The 18,545-nt window shown below is 71.5% G+C and carries 17 protein-coding genes; 13 read left to right on the forward strand and 4 right to left on the reverse strand.

All coding sequences use genetic code 11. The annotated features are described in order from the left end of the window. Positions 1-207: 207 nt before the first annotated feature. From HMPREF2863_RS08405 to HMPREF2863_RS08430, 6 genes are all read left to right on the forward strand, one after another. Complete coding sequence (locus tag HMPREF2863_RS08405; RefSeq protein ID WP_070639424.1) at positions 208-1,578, forward strand: sensor histidine kinase; 1,371 nt, start codon at positions 208-210, stop codon at positions 1,576-1,578. A 129-nt stretch (positions 1,579-1,707) separates the two neighbouring features. Continuing rightward, positions 1,708-2,055, forward strand: a complete 348-nt coding sequence (locus tag HMPREF2863_RS08410; RefSeq protein WP_067190417.1) for a hypothetical protein — start codon at positions 1,708-1,710, stop codon at positions 2,053-2,055. Next, positions 2,052-4,058, forward strand: a complete 2,007-nt coding sequence (locus HMPREF2863_RS08415; protein WP_070639426.1) for a hypothetical protein — start codon at positions 2,052-2,054, stop codon at positions 4,056-4,058. The genes HMPREF2863_RS08410 and HMPREF2863_RS08415 overlap by 4 nt, the downstream gene beginning before the upstream one ends. A 49-nt stretch (positions 4,059-4,107) precedes the next feature. Continuing rightward, complete coding sequence (locus HMPREF2863_RS08420) at positions 4,108-4,875, forward strand: hypothetical protein (RefSeq protein WP_067190421.1); 768 nt, start codon at positions 4,108-4,110, stop codon at positions 4,873-4,875. A 13-nt stretch (positions 4,876-4,888) separates the two neighbouring features. After that, a complete protein-coding gene (locus HMPREF2863_RS08425; protein ID WP_070639428.1) occupies positions 4,889-5,605 on the forward strand; it encodes a response regulator in 717 nt (238 codons plus the stop codon). A 205-nt stretch (positions 5,606-5,810) separates the two neighbouring features. Further along, entirely contained in the window at positions 5,811-6,062 is a 252-nt protein-coding gene (locus tag HMPREF2863_RS08430) for a hypothetical protein (protein ID WP_070639431.1), read from the forward strand. On the opposite strand, the gene HMPREF2863_RS08435 is transcribed toward HMPREF2863_RS08430, so the two are convergent. Further along, positions 6,032-6,631, reverse strand: coding sequence for a TetR/AcrR family transcriptional regulator (locus HMPREF2863_RS08435; RefSeq protein WP_070639433.1), 600 nt, complete (start codon positions 6,629-6,631; stop codon positions 6,032-6,034). The two genes, HMPREF2863_RS08430 and HMPREF2863_RS08435, sit on opposite strands and share 31 nt — an antisense overlap. A gap of 135 nt (positions 6,632-6,766) precedes the next feature. Between HMPREF2863_RS08435 and HMPREF2863_RS08440 the strand changes: the two genes are divergently transcribed. Both HMPREF2863_RS08440 and HMPREF2863_RS08445 read left to right on the forward strand, forming a co-directional pair. Then, on the forward strand, positions 6,767-7,531 hold the full coding sequence (locus HMPREF2863_RS08440; protein WP_070639435.1) for an ABC transporter ATP-binding protein: 765 nt from the start codon (positions 6,767-6,769) through the stop codon (positions 7,529-7,531). A 13-nt stretch (positions 7,532-7,544) separates the two neighbouring features. Further along, on the forward strand, positions 7,545-10,166 hold the full coding sequence (locus HMPREF2863_RS08445; RefSeq protein WP_070639438.1) for an ABC transporter permease: 2,622 nt from the start codon (positions 7,545-7,547) through the stop codon (positions 10,164-10,166). An 85-nt stretch (positions 10,167-10,251) separates the two neighbouring features. Here HMPREF2863_RS08445 and HMPREF2863_RS12435 read toward each other — a convergent pair whose 3' ends face one another. After that, positions 10,252-11,463 carry a hypothetical protein gene (locus HMPREF2863_RS12435; protein WP_305791289.1) on the reverse strand — a complete coding sequence of 404 codons (1,212 nt, stop codon included), beginning with the start codon at positions 11,461-11,463 and terminating at the stop codon, positions 10,252-10,254. Between the two features lie 156 nt (positions 11,464-11,619). Between HMPREF2863_RS12435 and HMPREF2863_RS08455 the strand changes: the two genes are divergently transcribed. The 5 genes from HMPREF2863_RS08455 to HMPREF2863_RS08475 all read left to right on the forward strand — a co-directional run bounded on the left by HMPREF2863_RS08455 (position 11,620) and on the right by HMPREF2863_RS08475 (position 17,126). Then, complete coding sequence (locus tag HMPREF2863_RS08455) at positions 11,620-13,008, forward strand: sensor histidine kinase (RefSeq protein ID WP_083315332.1); 1,389 nt, start codon at positions 11,620-11,622, stop codon at positions 13,006-13,008. Beyond that, entirely contained in the window at positions 13,005-13,784 is a 780-nt protein-coding gene (locus HMPREF2863_RS08460; RefSeq protein WP_070639440.1) for a response regulator, read from the forward strand. Before HMPREF2863_RS08455 ends, HMPREF2863_RS08460 begins: the two co-directional genes overlap by 4 nt. Before the next feature lie 148 nt (positions 13,785-13,932). Then, a complete protein-coding gene (locus tag HMPREF2863_RS08465) occupies positions 13,933-14,817 on the forward strand; it encodes an ABC transporter ATP-binding protein (RefSeq protein WP_070639442.1) in 885 nt (294 codons plus the stop codon). Then, positions 14,814-16,007 carry an ABC transporter permease gene (locus HMPREF2863_RS08470; protein ID WP_083315333.1) on the forward strand — a complete coding sequence of 398 codons (1,194 nt, stop codon included), beginning with the start codon at positions 14,814-14,816 and terminating at the stop codon, positions 16,005-16,007. Before HMPREF2863_RS08465 ends, HMPREF2863_RS08470 begins: the two co-directional genes overlap by 4 nt. 120 nt (positions 16,008-16,127) lie before the next feature. Further along, a complete protein-coding gene (locus HMPREF2863_RS08475) occupies positions 16,128-17,126 on the forward strand; it encodes a bile acid:sodium symporter family protein (protein ID WP_070639444.1) in 999 nt (332 codons plus the stop codon). 35 nt (positions 17,127-17,161) lie between these two features. On the opposite strand, the gene HMPREF2863_RS08480 is transcribed toward HMPREF2863_RS08475, so the two are convergent. Further along, on the reverse strand, positions 17,162-17,620 hold the full coding sequence (locus HMPREF2863_RS08480; RefSeq protein WP_070639446.1) for an NUDIX hydrolase: 459 nt from the start codon (positions 17,618-17,620) through the stop codon (positions 17,162-17,164). 25 nt (positions 17,621-17,645) lie between these two features. Then, positions 17,646-18,512, reverse strand: coding sequence for a LysE/ArgO family amino acid transporter (locus tag HMPREF2863_RS08485; protein ID WP_083315334.1), 867 nt, complete (start codon positions 18,510-18,512; stop codon positions 17,646-17,648). Between the last annotated feature and the right edge of the window lie 33 nt (positions 18,513-18,545).

Here is an 18,545-nt window from a genome sequence, read left to right on the forward strand (position 1 = left end):
ACGGGCCGGTCACCGCGGGCGGACCCGTTCTGCCGGCGAGGGGCCAGTATTCCGACGGTTTCCCGAACGAAAGCGCTCCAGAACTCGACGGTCTCCCGAACGAAAGCGCTTCGGAACTCGACGGTTTCGCGAACGAAAGCGCAGTGGGGGTGGGATCAGACCGTGGTCTGACGTGCCGGCCCCGCCGTCGCTCCTACGCTGGACACCATGAACCCGCTGCGCCGCATCGACGCATTCCACCGCGAGCACCCGTTCGCCTCGGATGTGATCGTGGCGTGCACGATGCTGGTGTTCCAGGTGGCCATGCCCTACCTGATGTTCGCCCCCGGCGGCGGCATGTTCGGCGTGCCGGACACCCCCGGTCCGCTGGTGATGATCGATGCCGTCGTAGACGCCGCGCTCGTGAGCACCTGGGCGTTCCGCCGCCGCGCCCCGGTGGCGGCGGTCCGCTGCGCCGTCGCCCTGTGTCTGGTGATGCTGCTGATCGGCCCCGACTTCAGCCTCTCCTTGATCGTGGTGCCCATGTACGTGCACCACGCCGCCGCCACCTTCAGCCGCCGCGGCTCCCTCATCGTCCTGGCCATCGCCCTGGCCGGCGCCGTGGCCCGCGGCGTGAAGACCGGCTGGTTCCCCCGGATGACGATGATCGCTGGGGTCCCGGCCAGCAGCGAGGCGCCGCTGATCGCCCTGGCCATCGCCATCCCCTGCGCGGCCGTGGTCCTGGCGGCCTGGGCCTACGGCGACGTGGTCCGCACACGCCTGATCGCCGTGCGCGCCACGGAGGACCGGGCCCACCGGCTGGAGGTGCAGGCCCAGCAGGAGCGTGAGCTCGCCGCCGCGGACGAGCGCAACCGCATCGCCCGGGAGATGCATGACATCGTCTCCCACTCCCTGCAGGTGATGATCTCCCAGGCCGACGGCGCCCGCTACGCCGCCGCCGCCCGGCCCGAGATCGCCGTGCAGACCCTGGAGACCATCTCCGGCACCGGCCGCTCCGCCCTGGCCGAGATGCGCGCCCTGCTCGGCGTGCTCCGCCCCGCCACCGACACGGACGTGCCCGCAGGGTCGGACGCCTCCGCCCCCGGCCCCGACCCCACGGCGGCGCCGGGTGCGGCCGCGCAGGGGGCGGGGCCGTCGCCGGGAAGCGGGCAGAGCCAGGCCGCGCCGCTGCGGCCCCAGCCCACCCTGGCGGACCTGGACACGCTGGCCGAGACGATGCGCCTGTCCGGGCTCGAGGTGACGATGCAGTCGGTCGGCGAGCGCCGGAGGAACCTGCCGGCCGGCGGCGAACTGGCGGCCTACCGCATCGCGCAGGAGGCCCTGACCAACACCCTCCGCCACGGCGGACCGGGCGTCCGGGCCCGGATCACCCAGACCTGGACCGCGGACGGCCTCGAGCTTGTGGTGGACGACGACGGCCACGGCGCCGCCGCCTCACCCGGCACCGCCGGCACGGCCAACGGCCTGCGCGGCATGGCCGAACGGGCCCGCCTCTTCGGCGGCACCCTCGAGGCCGGCCCGCCCTCCACCGGCGTGGGCTGGCGGGTCACCGCGCGCCTGCCCTACGAGGCGCAGTGACGTCGGCGTCTGGCCGCTCTACGAAGATGACCGCGAGGACGGCGCACACCGTGAGAAGTGTGTAAAACTGGCATCGACGACAGAGGGGCCCACGGGAAGTCCCGCTGAGACGACAGAGGGGAGTTTGCCGTGCTCAAGGTGGAGATCGTCCCTTGGGACGTCCATGAGGCCCTGACGGGTGCGGTGGAGGCCGGGCGGAGCCTCGACGAGGCAGCCGCCGCCGCCGTCGACGGCGGTGAGGACGTGGCCGGGGCCTTCGGGACGGCCGCTGCAGCGCAGGCGGCTTTCGCCGAGTTCTGGGCCGCGCGCGACCGATTGGGGTCCTTTGCTGCGGAGACGATCTACCACCAGATCGACCAGGTCTCGCGGGCAGCTGCCTCGTTCATCTCGATGGATCAGGACATGTCCACGAAGGCCGAGCAGACCGTCAGCACTGCTGAAGCCGCCTCGATCACCGACAGCTGGGCGCGACGATGAGCATCCCGCCGCTGCACACACTGCCCGAGATCGACGTCGAGACCTCCGCCCTCCGCAACGGTGCCGATGCCATGGACACCGAGAGCCGCCACGTGAAGGAACGGTTCGAGGAGGCACAGGATTCCTGGAAGGGCTTGCACAGTTCCTATCACCACGAAGGTACGCAGGAACAGGTCTGGGTAGGACTGGACCTCCTCGAGGCACCGCTCGATGAATGGCATGCCGCCCTGAAGGATGCAGCAATCGCCACCACGACACTTGCCGACGCCGTGGACGGGCTCCTGGTGCGCCGCACCTTCCTCCTTCTGCAGGCAGGCCCACTCGAGTTGGCACGCACCGCGGCACTGAGCTCCGGCGATCCAGAGCAGATCTCCTCCGTGACGGCCAGGGTCACGGACTACAACGAGGATGTCATCGTCCTGGAGACCGACTGGACCGCAGTCCAGCAGGACTACGCCGCCACTCTGCAGGGCATCTCCGGTGGAGAGAACGCGGACCTGCCTGCCGGCAGGGGGGGCTTCCGCCAATGTCTGAACTGGTCCGGACTCGCCGATTCTGTCGACGTCGCGATGCGAACGCGGGATCCCGCGTGGATCGCCGCGGAATTGGCCGCGATGAATGCAGCGCAGCTCCGCAGGTGGCTCACTGAGAATCCCGACCTGGCCGAAAAACTCGTGGACAACCGCCTCCCCGAGCACCCCGCTCCCGGTTCGCCCGAGGCACGGATGAAACAGGCCATCGAAGCCCATGATCCCCACCACTTGCGACAGGGCGTTGACGAGGTGGCAGGCGCTTGGGAGTCCCTCTTGGCGGCCGACCGGCAACGACTGCTGCTGACGTACCCCTACGTGTTCGGCAATCTCAACGGGGTCTCCATCGAAGAGCGGGCAATCGTCAACGAGATCACCGTGGCTGGTCTTCGACATAAAGTCGAAGACCAGCTCGAACCATATAAGCATGAGCCCTCGTGGTCGGAGCTGTATCCCGGCCCCGGAAACGTCCACAAGCTTCAATCGCACAAAAGTGAGTGGCACACCGAACGCCTCCGGCTCGAAGCTCAGAAGGATGGCCTCGACGATGCGTGGAGGGCGTATCAGAACGACCGCGACCGTTACGCAGACGACCGCCGAACCACGGGCGATGAATATCGCGTGCTGAGCGCCTCGCTGGAGGGTGAGGGGCAGATCTCCACGATCCGCGGCAGACTCTCCGCAGAGACCAAAAACGTCGTGGCGTTCACCCCGGGAACCCACACCGATATGGGCTCCGTCGGCAACTACAACGAGGTCGTCAACGCCATGGGTCAGGGCCGTCCAGACACGGTGGAAATCTACTGGGCGGATGGCCAGTTCCCCGGGAAAACGGATCCTCACACCGGAGAGGACACCTTCGGCTCCCTCATCTCGGACAACGCCACCCCGGACTTCGCGGAGCGGGACGCGGCAAGCCAGTCGGCCTTCGACCGTGCTATCGACCGCGAGGCCGTCAATGCGACGCAGACGTGGGTTGCGCACTCGGCTGGCGCGTCCAAGCAGGGCACCGCGGAGCGAGAAGGTCTGACGGCGGACAAGGTCCTCTACATGGCACCGGCGGGGACCGGCCACGACGTTGCCTCCACGGCGGATGTAGCCAGCCCCCACGCCCACCGTGCCATGATTCAGTCTCGTACAGACAAGATCGCCATCGCCCAGGACCTGGGCGGAGGAGCCAACGGCGGTGGACTCTTCACCGGCGGGCACCCTGACCGATTGATGGGTGCCGTCCGACTCGAGGCCGGACTCATGGAGGACGGACGACGAGTCCAATACCAAGAGACCTGGGGGCACAATGCGGTTCTCGCCAAAGAATCAACCGCAGTGAAGAATGCGACTGCTTTCATCTACGGCGAGGATGTCACCCTCTACGCCGGGGACAACGGCCTCTTCCACGATGCCCTCGAGGACCAGGGCATCAAAAACCAGAGTGACTTCAAAAAGGTTCCCTATGACCGCGTTTTCCACTGAGAAACCCTTAGCCTGGATCGGCAGCATCACACTCATCGGAGGACTCGCCATGGGCTGCAGCTCAACAGAACCGCCTACTCCAGCCGACACCGACGGGTCCGCGCCGGCATCGTCGCAGACTCCGGCCCCCTGGCCCCCGCCTGAGGCGGACCGCTCCGAGCAGGAGAATGAAAAGTTCTCCGCCCGGCAGCTGCAGACGGTGGAGAAGGACCTGCCCGACCTGGCCCGTTCCATGGGAGCCAAGACGATCTACACCTTGCGCGAAGAGACGTGCCAGCTCACCGCCGGCCCGCTCCAACGGCCACGACTGACCAGAATCAAGGGCATCGTCGAGGTGGACGTCCGTGACGAGGAGGTCGCGCGCAAGGTAGGCGCCTCCGTCCGCACCCAGGCCGAAAGACAAGGCTGGATCACCCGCCCCGAAGAAGACTGGGGCAGCGGAGCCGGCCCCGCCTTCTACCAGGGCTACCACCCCGACCTCGAACTCACCTTGACCCTCACGTATCGCGACGACGGTGAACGCCCGCGCACAATCTTGCACGCGACCGGCCAGTGCTTGGAGATGCCGAAGGGACACCTGATGACCGTCTCCCGCCTGGACCGCCGGGCTATCGTCCACGCCGACGGCGACGGAGTCGACACCCACCAGGTCCCCGACGCGCAACAGGGCCCAGTCCCACTGCCGGAGTCCACCCAGACCCCGGCGCCCACCGGACCCGAAGGCGTCACCGCGGAAGAGCCCCACGACCCCGACGCCCCCACGCCCTCCCCGACGTCCACCAAGGGCTTCCTCGACGACGCCGTCCGACGCCCCTGAGATACTCGGCACTATGAGCAGCAAAGAGGGGACCATGGCCGCCCCAACACCCCTCCCACCGATCCATGTGGCTCTCGTGGACGACCAGCAGCTGATCCGCTCCGGGCTGGCCATGCTCATCGGCTCGCAGCCGGACCTGGAGGTGGTGGCCGAAGCCTCCACCGGCCGGGAGGCCGTGGGCTCGCCGGCCGTCGCCCGGGCGGATGTGGTGCTCATGGACGTGCGTATGCCGCAGATGGACGGCATCGCGGCCACCGAGGCGCTGCTGGCCAAGCCGGACGCCCCACGGGTGGTGGTGCTGACGACCTTCGACCTGGACGAGTACGCCCTGGACGCCATCCAGGCCGGCGCCTCCGGATTCCTGCTCAAAGACGCGCCGCCGGAGGAACTACTCGCCGCGATCCGGACCGTGCACCGGGGCGACGCCGTGATCGCTCCGTCCACCACCCGCCGGCTGCTGGAGCACATGGCACCGCGGCTGCAGGCCGAGCACGCGGTGGACGAGCACGGGGCCGTGGAGCGGCAGGCGATCGAGACCCTCACCCCGCGCGAGCGCGAGGTTCTCGTGCTCATGGCGCAGGGGGCGTCCAACATGGAGATCGCCGCGGAGCTGGTGCTCTCCGAGGCCACCGTGAAGACCCACGTGGGCCGTGTGCTCGCGAAGCTGCAGGCCCGGGACCGCGTACAGGCCGTGGTCAGCGCCTACCGCGCCGGGCTCGTGCGCCCCTGAGCGCGGCGGCCGCCCCGTCCGTCAGCCGCAGCCGGCGCCGCCTCCTCGCCGCGTCCCGGCTTCCTACTTCAGAACGACCCCCGGCGCGCAGAGTTCATCCTGACGAGGGTGCCGCGCTGCCGGCGCAGCGGAGCAGACTGGTCTGCACGAGCCCGGCACCACGCCGTGAGTCCGGCACCGCGCCGGCAGACCCGAAGGAGGACCCATGAGGAGCACCGCGCAGCGGCCCACGACGACGGCACCGGCCGATGCGGCAGACCACGGCACCATCGCGTGCTTCTCGGGCCTGGTCGCGGCGGCGGTCGCGTTGATGGTGCTGACCTTCGTGGTCCCGGTGCCGTCAACGGCTCGCATGGTGGTGGCCATCGTGCTGGCCGTGGGCGTCGGGGCGGTCACCGCCCGCATCTCCGCCCGGCTCGATGCGCGTCAGGCCGGCGGCCGCAGCCCGCGCAGGTAGGTCCTGAGCATCCAGTCTTCCTGGCCCGGCAGCAGCCAGCGCTCCTGGGACACCAGCGGCCGGGACACCGTGAGCAGGCCGAGGAAGAACCGCTCCCCGGTGAGGTCCTCGGAGACCTGCCGGTCCGTCCTCGCCCGGACGAGAGCGTCCTCCATTCGCTGTGTCAGGGTCCGCTCGGCGGCGTCGATCATCTCCTCGCTGGGAAGGTCCTTGCAGTTCAGCGAGTCCAGGGAGGCGGCCGCCACCGACAGGTTCACCTTCACCAGCTCGGTGGCGAAGCGGTGCCACCGCGTCGTGGCGCGGTCGGGGTCCGAGGCGACCGGGCCGTCGTCGGGACGCCCCGGCTCCTCCAGGTAGTCCGCCACGATCGCGTCCACCTGCTCGATGATCCGCCCCAGCAGCGCCGTCAGCAGGTGCCGGCGGGTGGGGAAGTGCCGGTACAGGGTGCCCACGCCCAGTCCGGCCTCCTGGGCCACCTCACGCAGGGACACCGTGGGGCCGTGCACGTTCAACAGCGCCTCGGCCGCCTCCAACAGGTCCTGACGGTTCGCGCGGGCATCGGATCTCATGCCCACGATTCTCCCAGACTCCGCGCTCCTGCCCCGGTTCCGTGCGGGGTCATCCCAGGGGATGACCCGAACCGGTCCGGAATGCCTCCTCCCGGGGGATCCACCCACCGGGGCCGGGGCGGCACAGTGGACACCATGAGCCACTCAAGCACTCTCCCCCGACCCGCCGACGCACCTGCCCGCACCGCCGTCTCCGCACACGGCCTGACCAAGACCTACGGCCGCGGAGACACCGAGGTCCACGCCCTGCGCGGTGTGGACGTCGAGTTCGCCGCCGGCCAGTTCACCGCCATCATGGGCCCCTCCGGGTCCGGCAAGTCCACCCTCATGCACTGCCTCGCCGGCCTGGACGTGCCGACCTCCGGCACCATCGCCATCGGGGACACCGTGATCACCGGCCTCGACGACGGCCAGCTCACCCGCCTGCGCCGCGACCGGGTGGGCTTCGTGTTCCAGGCCTTCAACCTCGTCCCCACCCTCACCGCGGAACAGAACATCCTGCTTCCGCTCGAACTCGCCGGGACCTCCCCGGACCGGGCGTGGATGGAGGAGATCGTGGACACCCTCGGCCTCACCGAACGCCTCAAGCACCGACCCTCCGAGCTCTCCGGCGGCCAGCAGCAGCGCGTAGCCGTGGCCCGTGCCCTGCTCACCCGCCCGGACGTGGTGTTCGGCGACGAGCCGACCGGCAACCTGGACACCGCCACCGGCACCGAGGTCCTCGCCCTGCTCCGGCGGTCCGTGAGGCAGATGGGACAGACCGTCATCATGGTCACCCACGACCCCGTGGCCGCCTCCTCCGCGGACCGCGTGGTCCTGCTGGCCGACGGCCGCCTCGCCGGCGAGCTGCTCGAGCCGACCCCGGATGCCGTGGCCACCGCCCTGGCCCAGCTGCAGTGACGAGGTGCCCCCAATGCTGAAGATCGCACTCTCCCAGCTGCGGACCCACCCGCGGCGCTACGTGTCCGTGGTGCTGGCCATCCTGATCGGCACCCTGTTCCTGGCCGCGTCCTTCGTGGTCTCCTCCTCCGCGCAGGCCACCCTGCGCGCCAGCCTCGGCGCCACCTACGCCAACGCGGACCTGGTGGCCGTCCCCGGCGGCACCGCCGACTCCCAGCAGGACTCTCCGGCCGTCGCGCTCTCCCGCCTCACCGGCACCGCCGCGAAACCCGGCGAGCTTGCGAAGGTCGACGGCGTGGCCGAGGCCTACGCCGCCGAGACCGACTACGTGCAGGTCTCCGACACCCCGAAGACCGACGGCTCCGGCTCCACCGCGCCGGACGGCGGGGAGTTCTCCGCCCTGTCCCCGCTGCCCGAGCAGGCCGACCTGGCCGGCATGACTCTGGCCGAGGGCCGCACCCCAGAGGCCGACACGCGCCAGGTGGTGGTGGACACCACCACGGCGGACCGCCTCGGCCTGACGCTCGGCTCCGAGTTCTCCCTGGAGTCCGACGGGCCGGAGTCGCAGGCCGTGCAGGTCACCGTGGTGGGCCTGGCCGAGCCCTCGGCCGACCCGCGCCTGTCCGCCCTGCCGCAGACCTGGGGCCCGCAGTCCCTGGTGGAGGAGGTGCGCCAGACGGCCGCCGAGGGGACCTCCCCTGATCCGTCCGCCTCCGCCGTGCTGTTCCGCCTCGACGACGGCGCGGACGCCGGCGCCGTCCAGCAGCGCCTGCAGTCCCTGCTGGACGGGCAGAAGGTCGACGCCACCGTCTCCACCCCGGACGAGGCCGTACGCGCCCAGCTGGCGGACAGCTCCGGCGGCACGGACGTGTTCGCCTGGGTGCTCGGCGGCTTCGCGGCCCTGGCCCTGCTGGTGACCGCCCTGGTCATCGCCAACACGTTCCAGGTGCTGGTGGCCCAGCGCACCCGTGAGCTGGCCCTGCTGCGCACCCTCGGCGCCTCCACGCGCCAGGTCCGCCTCTCCGTGCTGCTCGAAGGCCTGCTGGTCGGCCTGATCGGCTCCGTGCTGGGCACGCTGCTGGCCGTGGGCCTGGCCGCCGTGGCGATCCCCCTGCTGCGCGATCCGCTGAACCTTTCGACCCTGACCTTCGGCGCGGACCCCGTCCGTCTGCTGATCGCCGCGGGCGTGGGCGTGCTGGTGGCCGTGCTGGCCTCCCTGACCCCGGCCTTCGCGGCCACCCGGGTCTCCCCGCTGCAAGCGCTGCAGCCGGTCCCGGAGGTCACCGTCCGCTCCCGCGGCGGCGCGGTGCGCACGGTCCTCGGCGCGGTCCTGTTCTTCGGCGGCACGGCCCTGATGCTCTGGGGCGCCTTCGGCCAGTCGCCCGTCCCTGCGATCGGCGGCGGCATGCTGTCCTTCATCGGCATGCTGATGCTCGCCACGGTGTTCGTGCCGCCGGCGGTCTCCGCCGCAGGCCTGCTGGCCCGCCCGGCCGGCGTGCCCGGCCGCCTGGCCGCCGTCAACGCGGTCCGCCACCGCAGCCGGACGGCCTCCACGGCCGCGGCCCTGCTGATCGGCACCACCCTGGTGACCCTGTTCCTGGTGGGCGGTCGCACCGCCCAGGTGTCCACGGACGCCGCCCTGGACACCGAGTACCCCGTGGACCTCTCCGTCACCCTCGCCGCGGACGCGGACGCCGAGGCCGTGGCGAAGCGGGTCGGGGACCTCGCCGACGTCCAGGCCGTCACCGTGGCCACCCCGGTGGGCACCACCGAGAACGGCTCCCCCGCCTACGCCGTGGACGCCGACGGCCTGCGCCAGGTGATCTCTGGCCTGCCCGGGGACGGCATGTCCCGCCTCGGAGACGAGGGCACCGTGCTCGCGCCCAGCTGGGTCGAGGACGACGTCACCGTGACGGTCGCCGGCAAGGAGGCCACCCTCCACCCGGTGGGCGCCAACAGCCTGGAGTCCGAGGTCTACATGACCGACACCGAGGCGAAGTCCCTGGGCTGGGACGGCAAGGCCGTCACCGGCGAGGCGTCGGACGGCGGCGAGGCCACGATGGCCCCACGCCTGCTGGTCGCCACCGCGGACGACGTCCCGGTCACCGGCCTGCAGGACCTCACCCAGGAGGTCGCCCGCGCCGCGGACGTGGACCCGGGCTCGGTGACCGGCGGCGCCCCCATGCGCGCGCTGTACGCCCAGATCATCGACACCATGCTGTGGATCGTGGTGGCCCTGCTGGCCGTCTCCGTGGTGATCGCGCTGATCGGCGTGGCGAACACGCTGAGCCTCTCGGCGATCGAGCGGACCCGCGAGAACTCCCTGCTGCGGGCCCTCGGCCTGACCAAGGGCGGGCTGCGCACCATGATCGCCCTGGAGGCCGTGCTGATCGCGGCCGTGGCCGCGGCGCTGGGCTGCGCGCTTGGCGTGCTCTACGGCTGGGCCGGCTCGCAGCTGCTGCTCGGGGAGCTGATGGACAGCCTCGGCCGCGGCTCCGTGGTGGCGCCGGCCGTGCCGTGGCTGGAGCTGCTGCTGATCGTCGGCGTCGCCGCACTGGCCGGCCTGCTGGCCTCGGTGATGCCGTCCCGCCGGGCCACGCGGATGTCGCCGGTCGAGGGACTGGCCTCCGTCTGACGGGCGGCCGGTCGGCGCACACGGCAGGGGCCGTCGTCGGGAAGCGGAATTCCCGACGACGGCCCCTCGCCCGTGTCTGCCCGGGTCAGCCGGCACTGCCGCGGGTGAAGATGGCCTCGCGGATGTCGTCGTCGTCCTCGAGGCCGGCGCCGAGGGCCGAGCCGATCGTGGCCAGGCCGCCGATGAACCAGGCGAGCTTGCAGTACTGCCAGAACGTGGCCGGGTCCCCGGTGACCTCCTCGAAGACCGTGTCGTCCACGAACATCAGCGCACCCACCAGGGACAGCAGCGTCAAGGCGGCATGCAGGACGAGGACGCCGATCAGCACCGTGATGACCGTGGCGATGTTGAAGACCATCACCTGCTCGCGCTCGCCCTTGCGGCGCGGCTTCTCCCACAGCTTCGCGCCCACGATCATCGAGATCGTCACGGACAGGATTGCGAGGCTGCCGACCAGCGCCATCTGGATGCCGCTGTACTCCGCGGACAGCATCCACAGGTCCGTGGTCATCAGGGTCAGCAAGCCCGCGGCGAGCGCGGCGGACAGGGACTTCGAGAGCGTCGCCGCCAGCATCCAGGGGCGGTTCGCGCGGATCGTCTGCCAGAGCAGGCTCAGGTTCGCCGCGCCCACGCGCCAGGCGTAGAGCAGGGGGACCTCGCGGCCGCGGTCCTCCACGTCCGTGGCCAGCTGACGGGCCGCCCGGGACGCCGCGCGCCGCTCGGACTCGGTGGGGGCGTCGCCGTCCTCGTCGGTGTCCAGGCCGAGGATCTTGCCCACCACCCGGGCCACCGCCGCCTCGACCGGCTCCTCCACGAGCTCCAGTGCCAGCACGCCCACCGCGTGCGCCGGGGACACCTGGCTGCGCAGCGTGTGCTTGCCCTGCTCCAGTGGCTCGTTGCGGACCGCCACCGCCAGGTCCCAGCCCTCGTCCAGCATGCGGTCGCGGACGATCTCCAGCAGGTCGAGGGAGTCGCCTTCCTCGTCATCCAGGTGGTGCGGGAGTGCCGAGACCTGCCACTCCAGGTCCGGGTAGGTGGCGTGCAGGTCGGCCTTCAGGACCTCCAGGCCCAGGTCCGGGATCGCCGGGTCCACGAGCACGCCCAGGCTGACCAGGGTGCCCGTCGCCGTGCCGGCGGCCGGCCCATCCCCGACGGTCGGCCGCTCCCCGGGCGACGCCGATCCGCCCGCCGCCGCGGAGCCGCCGGAGGCGGCGTGACGGGGCGAGGACGGGGCGGGCCGGGAGCCGGAGGGGCGGGGGCCGTCGTCGGGAAGGGGGTGCTGAGGATGCTCGGTCACGGCGACCATCCTCCCAGGTCCGCAGGTCCACGCACTGACGGCGGACTCCCGAGCAGACGCACTGTGGGCTCCTTCTGGCTGGGCGTTGTCCTTCCAGGCGACGTCTCCCCCTGCAGGCGGAGGTGCTCGGCCCGGCTCCTGCCTAGGGTGGAGGTCATGTCCGTCCCCACCGCAGCCTCCCCGCGACCGGACGACGCCTCCGCCGCGGACAGCACGTCCCCGGCGGCCGCGCCGGCACCCGACCGCCCGACCCGCACCCTGCCGGAGCGCTGGCTGCGCAAGGACATGATCATCGCGGCGGTCCTGGCGATCGTCTCGGTGGAGATGGCCTACCTGGGCCAGTGGGCCGGCATGGACGCCGTGTACCGGTCCTCCGTCCATGTGGTGGCTGCCACCGGCGCCGCCGCCGCGCTGCTGCTGGGGTTCCGCCGCCGCGCCCCCATGACGGTGGCCGTGCTCTACGCGGCCGCCTACATCGCCCTGGCCTCGTCGGTGGGCGTGGAGATGTACGCCTCCCAGGTGCTGCTGTTCATGAGCTTCTACACGGTGGGCGCCTGGTGCCCGGACCGGCGCCGCGCCTTCTGGGTCCGCCTGGCGATCGTGGCGGCGATGGCGTCCTGGCTGCTGATCGCCTCCGTGCTCGGCTTCTCCTCGGGCACGGCCGGCGAGCGCGGCGTCAACGCGTACTTCGCGTTCCTGCTGATCCAGTGGACGATCAATGCCGCGTACTTCTCCGGTGCGTGGATGTTCGGCGACCGCGCCTGGCAGCAGGCGATGGAACGGCAGGAGCTGGAGCGGGCCCACGCGGAGATCCGCGCCCAGCAGGAGCAGCTGGCCGAGCAGGCGGTGTCCCTGGAGCGGGTGCGCATCGCCCGCGAGCTGCACGACGTGGTGGCCCACCACGTCACCGCCATGGGCGTGCAGGCCGGCGCCGCCCGCATGCTCCAGGCGAAGGACCCGGAGGCCGCCGCCGGCCACCTGAAGGGCGTGGAGGACTCCTCCCGCCAGGCGGTGCGGGAGCTCCAGTCCCTCGTCCACACCCTCAGGGACGACGACGGCGCCGTCGCCTCGGTGCCCCGTCTGTCCGACCTCGACACGCTCGCCGAGAAGGCCCGCTCCACGGGCACGCAGCAGGTGGTCCTCGAACGGATCGGGCCGGCCCCGGCGCTGCCGCCGGCAGCCGAGCTGGCCCTCTACCGTGTGGCCCAGGAGGGCCTGACCAACGCCCGCAAGCACGCCGGCCCCCGGGCGGCCGTGACGCTCCGCCTGCGCACGGAGGAGGACCGTGTGGAGCTGGAGGTGTCCGACGACGGCCGCGGCACCCGGGGCCGGCCCCTGGTCCCCGGCACCCACCTGGGTCTGCGCGGCATGCGCGAGCGCATGGACTCCGTGGGCGGCACGGTGGACGCCGGCCCCAAGCCCACCGGAGGATGGCTGGTGCGCGCCACCGTGCCGACCGTCGGGGCCGCCGCCCCTGCACCCGCTGCACCCGCCGCATCCGCCGCATCCGCTGCACCCGCCGCATCCGCTGAGGAGACCCGATGAGCATCCGCGTCCTGCTGGTGGACGACCAGCCCCTGATCCGCCTCGGCTTCGCGGCGATCCTCGGCTCGGAGGACGGCCTCGAGGTGGTCGGCGAGGCCGGCGACGGCCGCGAGGCCCTCGAGAAGGTCGCAGAGCTGGACCCGGACGTGGTCTGCATGGACGTGCAGATGCCGGTGATGGACGGCATCGAGGCCACCCGGGCCCTTGCGGTGTCCGACGCCCGCGCCGCGATCCTCATCCTCACGACCTTCGACCGGGACGACTTCCTCTTCGACACCCTCACCGCCGGCGCCTCCGGCTTCCTGCTGAAGTCCGCCGGACCGGAGGAGCTGATCGAGGCCGTCCGCGTGCTCGGCCGCGGAGACGCCCTGCTGGACCCCCAGGTCACCCGCCGCGTGCTCGCCCGCCTCGCCACCGGCGCCCAGGGCGCGGGGACAGCGGACACCCCCGCCGTCGTCCCTGCCGAGGACGGGGCGGCCGCCCCCTCCGAGCCGGCCTCCATGCCCGCGCCGGCCTCCATGCCCGCGCCGGCCGAGGAGCCCGGTACGGGGCAGGCGGAGGCGAGTGCCGCCGTCGGGACGGCGGGGCTGACCGCCCGGGAGACGGAGATCCTGCGGCTGATGGCGCGCGGGCTGTCCAACGGGGAGATCGCGCAGGAGCTGGTCGTGGGCGAGTCCACCGTGAAGACCCACGTGTCCAACGTGCTGATGAAGCTGCAGGCCCGGGACCGCGTGCATGCGGTGATCTGGGCCTTCGAGCACGGCCTCGCCGACTGACCCGGGGCCGTTCCCGCCGCCGGGGCGACGCCCTGCCCCGACCCGCCTCCTCCCCCAGCAGGAGGAGGCCGCCCCTGCAGGCCGACGTCGCAGATCTCCCCCGCCGGGCGGATCCGCCGGGTGGTCCGCGGCACATAACGTGGCGGACATGATCAGCGTCAGAGACCTCAACAAGTCCTACGGCGGCACCCACGTCCTCCACGACCTGTCCTTCGACATCAAACCAGGCCTGATGACAGGCTTCGTGGGCGGCAACGGTGCCGGCAAGACCACCACCATGCGCATCCTGCTGGGCGTGCTCTCCCACGACTCCGGCGAGATCCTCGTGGACGGTGCCCCCATCACGGCGGCCTACCGCGCCGGCATCGGCTACATGCCGGAGGAGCGCGGCCTCTACCCGAAGATGCCGGTGATCGACCAGCTCGTCTACCTGGCCCGCCTGCACGGCTCCTCCGCGAAGGCAGCCAAGGCCCGCGCCACAGACCTGCTCGAGCGCCTGGACCTGAACCACCGCGCCAAGGACAAGCTCGAGGAGCTCTCCCTCGGCAACCAGCAGCGCGCCCAGGTGGCCGCCGCCCTGGTGCACGAACCGAACGCCCTGGTGCTGGACGAGCCGTTCTCCGGCCTGGACCCGCACGCGGTGGACACCACCCTGCAGGTGCTGCGCGAGACCGCGGACACCGGCGTCCCGGTGCTGTTCTCCTCCCACCAGCTGGACGTGGTGGAGCGGCTCTGCGACGAGCTCGTCATCCTCGCCGACGGCCGCGTGGTGGCCAACGGCACCCGCCAGGAGCTCATCGAGCAGCACGCCGAGACCGAATGGGAACTGATCGCCGGCACGGACACCGGCTGGGTCCGTTCCCAGTCCGGCGTGGAGGTCACCAGCTTCGACGGCGGCCACGTCCGCTTCCGGGCCGACGACGCGGAGGCCGCCAACGCGGTGCTGCGCGAGGCGAGCGCCCGCGGCACCGTCACCCGCTTCGGCACCGTCCGCCACTCCCTGCACGAGATCTTCACGGAGGTCACCCGATGAACGCCTCGACCCAGAACCAGATCCTCACCCACGACGACCGACCCGCGGCAGGCGGAACCGGCACCTCGGGCGCCGGCACGCAGGCCGGCCGCACCCCCTTCTGGACCGCCGTCGGCCTGGTGGCCGGCCGCGAGATGAAGGCCAAGATGATGTCCAAGGCGTTCGTGGTGACCACCGCGATCATGCTCGGCCTGCTCCTGCTTGCCGTGCTGCTGGCCCCGCGCCTGGGCGACCTCTTCGGCGGCGACGGTAGCGGCGACAAGGTGGCCGTGACCGCGGAGACCTCCCAGGCAGTGGGTGCCCTCGGCGACGCCTACGACCCGCAGACCGTGGACTCGCCGGACGCCGCGAAGCAGGCCGTGCGCGCCGGCGACGTCGAGGCCGCTGTCATCCCGGACGAGGCCGGTCCGGCGGGCATCGCCGTGATCGGCCTGGACTCCGCGCCGACCGGCCTGGTGGAGGCGCTCTCCGTCTCCCCGTCCGTGGAACTGCTGGACCCGAACGCCCCGAATCCGGGTCTGCAGTATCTGATCGCCTTCGGCTTCGGCATCGTGTTCTTCATGATCGCCATCACCTACGGCCAGCAGATCGCGGTCTCGGTGATCGAGGAGAAGCAGTCCCGCGTGGTGGAGATCCTGCTCGCCGCCATCCCGGCGAAGGCCATGATGGCCGGCAAGGTGATCGGCAACTCCGCGATGGCCCTGTTCCAGGTGGCGCTGATCGCCGGCGTGCTCCTGCTGGGCATGCAGGTCAACGAGGCGGTCCTGCCGCTGGACGGCCTGGGCGCACCGATCCTGTGGTTCGTGCTGCTGTTCGCGATCGGGTTCGTGATGATCGCCTCGCTGTACGCGGCGGCCGCCTCCCTGGTCTCCCGCCAGGAGGACATCGGCTCCACCTCGATGCCGGTGATGATGCTGATCATGCTCCCGTACTTCGCGGTGATCTTCTTCAACGACAACCCGGATGCCCTGCGGATCATGGCCCTGGTGCCGTTCTCCGCCCCGGTGGCCACGCCGCTGCGGGTGTTCCTGGACCAGGGGGCGATGTGGGAGCACCTGCTCTCCCTCGGCATCCTGATCGCGTCCACCGCCCTGGCGATCTGGTTCGCGGCGAAGATCTACGAGCGCTCCATCCTGCGCACCGGCAAGGCCCTGAAGTGGTCCGAGGCGCTGCGCGCGAAGAAGGACTGATCCCCCGGCGCTGATAATCGACGGTTCGTCACCGGATCGCAGAGATTCTCCGCGATCCGGTGACGAACCGTCGATCCGCGCGCACGGCCGGAGGCGCGGCCCGGACCTACAGTGGTCTGCATGAGCACCGCCACCGCCACCCGCTCGCGAGCCGCGGAGGACCGCTCGGCCCGGCTCGCTGTCAGCGTCTTCCCCCTGCTCGTGCTGGCTGCCGCCGTGATCGGCTTCCTGGCACCGGAGGCCGCCAAGCAGCTGATCCCGCAGGTCAACCTGTTCCTGGGGATCATCATGTTCGGCATGGGCCTGACCCTGACCTGGCCGGACTTCGCCCTGGTCTTCAAGCGCCCGCTGCCGATCCTGCTCGGCGTGGTGGCGCAGTACGCGATCATGCCGCTGCTGGGCCTGGGCGTGGCCCTGATCCTGGAGCTGCCGCCGGAACTGGCGGCGGGCGTGATCCTCGTGGGCTCGGCCCCGGGCGGCACCGCCTCGAACGTGGTCGCCTACCTGTCCCGCGCGGACACCGCACTCTCGGTGACCATGACCTCCGTCTCCACGCTCCTGGCGCCCCTGCTGACCCCGCTGCTCACCCTGTGGCTGGCCGGCCAGTACATGGACGTGGACGCCGGCGCCATGGCGATGTCGATCGTGAACATCGTGCTGCTGCCCGTGCTCGGCGGACTGATCGTCCGCATGCTGCTGCGCCGCGCAGTGGAGATCGTCCTGCCGGCGCTGCCGTGGATCTCGGTCCTCTTCATCTCCCTGGTGGCCGCCGCGGTGGTGGGCAACTCGGCCGAGACGGTGCTCTCCGCCGGCTTCCTGGTGCTGCTCGCGGTGGTCCTGCACAACGGCCTCGGCTACGCACTGGGCTACGCCGGCGCCCACCTCTGCGGCCTGCCGCGGCCCTCGGCCCGCACGGTGTCCATCGAGGTCGGCATGCAGAACTCCGGCCTCGCCGCCGGCCTGGCCGCCCAGTACCTCTCCCCCGCCGCCGCCCTGCCTGCCGCCGTCTTCTCCATCTGGCACAACCTCTCCGGCGCCGTCCTCGCGATGGTCTTCCGCCGTTCGGACAAGCCGATGGAGCACGACGAGCCCCTCACCGAGGGCCGCGCCCGCGACTGAGCCGGCGGCAGGCCCCTCCGCTGCCGACCCGGGCCTCAGCCGGCGATGCCGCGCAGTACGGACTGCAGCAGCGGAGCCAGCCCGTGGCCGTCCGGAGCCTCGGGGGCGGCGGGGTCGAGCCAGGTCAGGTCCGCGATCTCGGCGGCCTTCACCGGGGCTTCGTGCTCGGCCAGCGGACGGGCGAGGGCGAAGACGTGACCCACCACGCGGAAGCCGGCCTCGTTGGCGGCGGCTGCCTCGTGGACGCCCAGGCAGGTCAGCTCGTCCGGGCGCAGGCGGATGCCGGTCTCCTCGGCCACCTCGCGCACGGCGGCCTCCCGTGGCGTCTCTCCGGGCTCGGGCTTGCCGCCGGGGAACATGTACATCCTCGTGCCGCCCTTGCGGACCGACAGGGTGCGGCCGTCCGGGCGTCGCAGCACCACGGCGGAGACGCGGATCGTCTGCACGTCCGGTCCGGCGGGGTCCTGGGCGTCGTTCACGTCAGCGGCGGGCATGCCGTCCATTCAACACCCGCGGGGATCAGAACAGGGTGAAGGTGATCTTCACCGCGATGCCGATCATCAGCACGCCCACCACGGAGTCCACGATCCGCCACATCTTCGGCGAGTTCATGAACGGGGCGATCTTGGTGCCGCCCCAGCCCAACAGGACGATCCACAGCGTGGAGGCGAGGATGGCACCGCCGGCGAACAGCCAGCGGCCGTCTCCGTAGGCCTGGGAGACGGTGCCGAGCATGACGACCATGTCCAGGATCGCGTGCGGGTTCAGCAGGGACACGGACAGGGCGAGCATGATCGCCTTGCCCAGCGGGGTCTGCGGGGTGTCGAGGGCGACCGTCCGGACCTTCGGCGTGGCCTGCACGGCCACCGAGCCGCTGCCGGAGGGCTTGACGACGACGGACGGGCGGGCGGGCTCGGCCGGCTCACCGGAGCGCGGGGCCCGGTGGACGGTGCCGTCCTCGGTGAGGTGTCCGGAGCGGTGGGCGGCGAGCATCTCGCTGTCGATGACCGGCAGCTGGCCCGTCAGGGTGACCACATCGGTGAGGGAGGGCGCGTGCTCCGGGTCGTTCTGCTGGGCCTCGGCGGCCGCGGAGGCGAGGGTGGTCTGTCCCTTCCAGGCCGACCTCAGGGAGGCGAAGGCGAACCAGAGCAGGTAGGCGATGCCGGCCACGGTCATCGCGGGGATGAGCCACGGCACAGCGTCGGCGACGACTCCCACGCCGGCGACTCCGGCGGCGAGCAGGATCATGTCACCGGCCAGGCAGATGCCGAGCGAGAGCAGCACGCGGTCTCGTCGGACGACCTGGCGCAGCAGGAACAGAGTCTGCGCGCCCACGGCGACGACGAGGGCGAGGTTGGTCAGGAACCCGGTGGCGAAGATGGTCACGGGAAGAGAGTAGGAGCGCCTCGGCAACCGCCT

The organism is Micrococcus sp. HMSC067E09 (assembly GCF_001812555.1).
Taxonomy (GTDB): Bacteria; Actinomycetota; Actinomycetes; order Actinomycetales; family Micrococcaceae; genus Micrococcus; species Micrococcus lylae.

Bases quoted from the DNA above. Each gene is read 5' to 3' on its own strand.
- HMPREF2863_RS08405 (WP_070639424.1), top strand. From the start codon at position 208: ATGAACCCGCTGCGCCGCATCGACGCATTCCACCGCGAGCACCCGTTC.
- HMPREF2863_RS08415 (WP_070639426.1), top strand. From the start codon at position 2,052: ATGAGCATCCCGCCGCTGCACACACTGCCCGAGATCGACGTCGAGACC.
- HMPREF2863_RS08420 (WP_067190421.1), top strand. From the start codon at position 4,108: ATGGGCTGCAGCTCAACAGAACCGCCTACTCCAGCCGACACCGACGGG.
- HMPREF2863_RS08425 (WP_070639428.1), top strand. From the start codon at position 4,889: ATGAGCAGCAAAGAGGGGACCATGGCCGCCCCAACACCCCTCCCACCG.
- HMPREF2863_RS08430 (WP_070639431.1), top strand. From the start codon at position 5,811: ATGAGGAGCACCGCGCAGCGGCCCACGACGACGGCACCGGCCGATGCG.
- HMPREF2863_RS08435 (WP_070639433.1), bottom strand. From the start codon at position 6,631: ATGAGATCCGATGCCCGCGCGAACCGTCAGGACCTGTTGGAGGCGGCC.
- HMPREF2863_RS08440 (WP_070639435.1), top strand. From the start codon at position 6,767: ATGAGCCACTCAAGCACTCTCCCCCGACCCGCCGACGCACCTGCCCGC.
- HMPREF2863_RS08445 (WP_070639438.1), top strand. From the start codon at position 7,545: ATGCTGAAGATCGCACTCTCCCAGCTGCGGACCCACCCGCGGCGCTAC.
- HMPREF2863_RS08455 (WP_083315332.1), top strand. From the start codon at position 11,620: ATGTCCGTCCCCACCGCAGCCTCCCCGCGACCGGACGACGCCTCCGCC.
- HMPREF2863_RS08460 (WP_070639440.1), top strand. From the start codon at position 13,005: ATGAGCATCCGCGTCCTGCTGGTGGACGACCAGCCCCTGATCCGCCTC.
- HMPREF2863_RS08465 (WP_070639442.1), top strand. From the start codon at position 13,933: ATGATCAGCGTCAGAGACCTCAACAAGTCCTACGGCGGCACCCACGTC.
- HMPREF2863_RS08470 (WP_083315333.1), top strand. From the start codon at position 14,814: ATGAACGCCTCGACCCAGAACCAGATCCTCACCCACGACGACCGACCC.
- HMPREF2863_RS08475 (WP_070639444.1), top strand. From the start codon at position 16,128: ATGAGCACCGCCACCGCCACCCGCTCGCGAGCCGCGGAGGACCGCTCG.
- HMPREF2863_RS08480 (WP_070639446.1), bottom strand. From the start codon at position 17,620: ATGCCCGCCGCTGACGTGAACGACGCCCAGGACCCCGCCGGACCGGAC.